The 4,434-nt window shown below is 60.4% G+C and carries 5 protein-coding genes; 3 read left to right on the top strand and 2 right to left on the bottom strand.

The genetic code is table 11. The features are described from left to right. Positions 1-675 (bottom strand): MFS transporter (locus tag AWB81_RS40745; RefSeq protein ID WP_144444342.1); only part of this gene is annotated, 675 nt, incomplete at its 3' end. 29 nt (positions 676-704) lie between these two features. Next, entirely contained in the window at positions 705-1,541 is an 837-nt protein-coding gene (locus tag AWB81_RS40740) for an NAD-dependent epimerase/dehydratase family protein (protein WP_062644080.1), read from the bottom strand. Between the two features lie 323 nt (positions 1,542-1,864). Here AWB81_RS40740 and garL point away from each other — a divergent pair, with 323 nt between their 5' ends. The 3 genes from garL (at position 1,865) to AWB81_RS46180 (ending at position 3,946) form a co-directional block, all read left to right on the top strand. Continuing rightward, complete coding sequence (gene garL, locus AWB81_RS40735) at positions 1,865-2,650, top strand: 2-dehydro-3-deoxyglucarate aldolase (protein ID WP_062644078.1); 786 nt, start codon at positions 1,865-1,867, stop codon at positions 2,648-2,650. Positions 2,651-2,692: 42 nt separating this feature from the next. Then, the gene (locus tag AWB81_RS40730; RefSeq protein WP_062644075.1) at positions 2,693-3,586 is read left to right on the top strand and encodes a 2-hydroxy-3-oxopropionate reductase; all 894 of its coding nucleotides are present in this window, start codon (positions 2,693-2,695) and stop codon (positions 3,584-3,586) included. Positions 3,587-3,772: 186 nt separating this feature from the next. After that, positions 3,773-3,946: a hypothetical protein gene (locus AWB81_RS46180; protein ID WP_159907856.1), complete on the top strand. Its 174-nt coding sequence runs from the start codon at positions 3,773-3,775 to the stop codon at positions 3,944-3,946. Positions 3,947-4,434: the final 488 nt, after the last annotated feature.

Below are 4,434 nucleotides of genomic sequence, written 5' to 3'. Positions count from 1 at the left end.
GCTGCCGATCATTTCGGTCCACTTTCGCTTGGAGACGCCCACGTCGCTGTGCTTGGCCTCCTGCCCACTGAGGATGTAATCGCGTTCAGCGTCGCTCAACAGCTTCTGATCACGCGGGTGCTTATAAAGCAGCATCCACACCGCGCTCCAGACTATGCCCAGCACGCCGACGATCAGAAACGCCCATTGCCATTGCCCGTGCAGCAATGCCCAGACGACCAGAGGCGGGGCGAGCAGCGCACCGATGGACGAGCCAATGTTAAACCAGCCAATTGCGACCGAACGCTCCTTGGCCGGGAACCATTCGCTGGTCGCCTTGACGCCGGCCGGAATGCCGGCTGCCTCGGCGATGCCAAGCAGGCCGCGAAAGAACGCAAGGCTGCGCCAGTCCGTCGACCAGGCCGCCGCCGCGCAGGCCAAAGACCAGGCGAGCGCAAATGCCGCAAAACCAATCTTGGTACCGACCGTGTCGAGCAGATAGCCCGCGACCGGTTGCATGAACGCATAACACAGTTGCCACGCCACCACGACGTGCGCGTACTGCTCGGTGGTCATGTGGAGGTCTTTCATCAGCGTCGGCGCCGCTACCGAAAGCGTGTTGCGCGCGAGATAATTAATGATGAGCCCGGCTGCCACCAGGCTGACCATCCACCAGCGGATGCCCTTGATTTTCATTGCTGTGTCTCCTCGAAGTCTTTTACTGATCAGATGGGCCGGACCGCGGGAGCAGTCGAGCCATCAGGCCCAGAATCCTCGCGCGAGTAATCGAGGCCGACGAAACTGCCGCCCTGGTAGCGTTGGCCCAATGCATCCAGCGGATTCGGCTGTGCCAGCACTTGCGCGGCGTACACCTCGGCGTTCTGTGTCGGCTGGTACCCCAGGCGCTCGGCGCCGCGGTTGTCCCACCAACTCCGTGTGTTGGCGGAGACGCCCCAGACGGTCATGAAGCCAACGTCCTCTGCTTCGATACAACGGTCGAGAAAATGGATCAGGTCGCGATGGCCGAACCAGGTGCTCAGGTGTCTGGGCTCAGTCGGCTGATCGAGGCAACTGCCGATCCGCACGCAAATACTCTCGATGCCGTGCTTGTCCCAATACAGTCTTGCCAATGCCTCGCCCCACACCTTGCTCAGGCCGTAGAAACCGTCCGGGCGCAACGCGCAGTCGAGGGTGAGATGTTCGGTGACCGGGTACATGCCGATCGCGTGGTTCGAGCTGGCAAAAACCACGCGTCGCACGCCTTGTCTGCGCGCGCCTTCGTACACTTCGACGAGCGCGCGCAGGTTGTTGTCGATGATCTCAGGCAGAGGGCGCTCCACGCTCGTGCCTGCGAAGTGGATCAACACGTCGACCCCGTCCAGCAGACGATCGACGACGGCCGGGTCGCGTAAGTCGCCGCGCATCACGTCCTCACCTTCCACCAGTGGAGCGAGGGGTCTTGAGCCTGCGGCCGAGCGCAACGGGATGCCACGTGCGATCAATTCCGTCCGTACGACCGAGCCGAGCTGCCCACCGGCCCCACTCAGGGCAATCTTCTTCATAAAATTTCCTTTAGATGCCCCGGAACGCTTGAGCCAAGCTAGCAAATATCCAGCGGCCAAGCCGAGACTGTAGAGCGAGTTAGCAAGCAATCGCTAGTTGTACGATAACGTACTTTCTAGCTGTCGGTGAGCGAATTCAACTAGGCACATACCCGCATTGGGTAAGCACCAGCCAGCATGCACTATGGCAGCAACAGTTCGATGATCACTACGGGTAAACATTCTTATTTTGCCCGCTATAGGCGTTAAGATGTATTACGACGTCAGATAACATATTGGGCTGACGAACCTTAAAATTTACTCCCGATCTGAGGAAAACAGACATGGCCGCGTCGACCCCTTATCAACCGTTACCGAACACGTTTCGCCAGTCGGTTCGCGACGGCGAACGCCTGATTGGGGGATGGGCCTCCCTCGCAAGTCCGATCACGACGGAATTGCTGGGCGTCGTCGGTTTCGATTGGCTGTTGCTGGATGCGGAACACGCCCCGAACGACGTTCTAACGCTCATCCCGCAGCTCATGGCACTCAAAGACAGCCCGAGCGCGCCTTTCGTACGGCCACCGGCGAATGACAGCGTGGTCATCAAGCGCATGCTGGACGCAGGCTTTTTCAACTTCCTGATCCCTTTCGTAGACAGCGCCGCTGATGCGGAACGCGCCGTCGCCGCGACACGTTACCCGCCGCTGGGCGTGCGTGGCGTATCGGTCGGCCAACGAGGCAATCGCTACGGAACCATTGCCAACTATTTCGACGTTGCAAACGACAACATCTGCGTGGTCGTGCAGATCGAGAGCCGTGCTGCAGTCGAGGCGATCGATGAGATTACCGCGGTCGATGGTGTTGATGCCGTGTTCGTCGGTCCCTCCGATCTCGCCGCCTCATACGGGCATATCGGCAATGCAAACCACCCCGAAGTGCAGGAAGCCATCGCTTATGTTTTCGAGCGCGTCAAGGCGGCCGGCAAGGCAAGCGGCATTCTCGCGCCCATGCAGGCGGATGCCGAGCGCTACCTCGCGATGGGGAGCACGCTGGTGGCGGTCTGCGCCGACATGGGCCTCCTTCGGAACGCCGCACAAGCCGTACAGAAGCATTTCATGCAGAAGTAAGCACGCGTGGTCAACGTGACATCACAACGTTTGGAGAATCAAATGCAAAAGGCAGGCTTTATCGGACTTGGGATCATGGGCACGCCGATGGCGGCGAATCTGCGAAGGGGTGGCGTCGAACTCGTCGCGTTCACTAAAGGTGCCGTGCCGGCCGACCTCACGCAGGCAGGCGTCGTCGCGGCAGACAGTGCCGCTGCGGTCGCCGCCCAAGCGGACGTCATCTTCATCATGGTTCCGGACACGCCCGACGTCGAACGCGTGCTGTTCGGTGAAAACGGCGTGGCCGAGAGCCTGCGCGCCGGTCAGATCGTGGTCGACATGAGTTCGATCTCGCCGATGGCCACGCGCGATTTCGCCGCCCGCGTGCGCGAGCGTGGCGCGGAGTATCTCGATGCGCCTGTTTCGGGAGGCGAAGTCGGCGCTAAAGCGGGATCGCTCACGATCATGGTGGGCGGCTCGCAAGCGAGCTTCGACACTGTGAAGCCCTACTTCGACATGATGGGAAAAAACGTATCTCTGATTGGCGAAGTCGGCGCCGGACAAGTTTGCAAGGTCGCCAACCAGGTGATCGTCGCCGCGACCATCGAGGCAGTCGGCGAGGCGTTACTGTTGGCATCCAAAGCCGGCGTGGATGCGGAGAAGGTTCGTCAGGCGCTGATGGGCGGCTTTGCGTCGTCCCGGATTCTCGAAGTGCATGGCGAGCGCATGACGAGGCGCACCTTCAACCCCGGATTCCGTATCGAGCTGCATCAGAAAGATTTGAATCTCGCGCTTTCGACGGCGCAGGCGCTCGGCGTCTCGCTACCGAATACCGCAACGTGCCAGGCGCTGTTCAACGCCTGCGCGGCTCACGGCGGCAAAGCGTGGGACCACTCGGCCATGGTGCGCGCGCTGGAAATCATGGCAAACCATGAGATCGGCCAGGTTGCCCGATAAGCAAATACGCGCGGCATCAAGAACTCGCCGCCGCCACTGGCGTGAGCGTGTACTTCTGCGACCCACACAGCCCCTGGCAGCGCGGCACTTGCGAAAACACCAATATAGATAGTCCGTCCCGCCTTCCGTGATACTGGCGTCCGTTGTTTTAGGAGGAAAAGAGTTGAGCACGCTTCGGCAGAGGGCTTGCGCACCGAGCGGCTTTCCGTCGATGCCCTTCGCGGCGATCGGGCGGTGCTGCGTGAACGCATGGCTGCGGCCGCGTCGGCCGACGGCGCGGTGCAAGCGCTGATCGTCGATGCCGAAACGAGGGCCGATCTGAGCGTGCTCGCGCGAGTCACCGCAACGCGATTCTTCTAGAGATATTCTTCAGACCGGTAATCTACCTTCCAACGAGCACGGGCACACAGCGCTCGATGACTTCAACCACTTCGGCACCTACTCGGGCTGCAATCCCTCTCAGTGAGCTCGGAAGCATACGCCTGGGCTAGACTCGCCTTTGTCAGCGCTCGTCTGCGAACTTCATAAGCGTCGTCCCGCTGATCGAGGCCTTCGATTTGATGCTCCCCACGCTGCAGCGCGCCCCGTTCTCCCGCCAAGACTGGATTCGAGTGAAATACAAGTAAGCACTTTGCCGTCTATTGCCTTTCGAGGGCTTGCCTAGCTAGTGAGGCTGGCATAAGAAGCTGTCGCTTTTCGAAATCGACGACTGTCGCTTTTCAACGATGCCCTCATGCTGCGTTGCAGGTCAATAAGGCCGATGGCTCAAATCGGTAGAGTCGAGATGTGGCGCGGTAGCAGTAGGTTCGGTTTGTCTGTTGCCGCCTCTTTCGTTCGGCGGTGCCCTA

This window comes from Caballeronia arationis (genome assembly GCF_001544975.2).
GTDB lineage: Bacteria > Pseudomonadota > Gammaproteobacteria > Burkholderiales > Burkholderiaceae > Caballeronia > Caballeronia arationis.
This window is presented reverse-complemented; position numbering and strand designations above follow the sequence as displayed.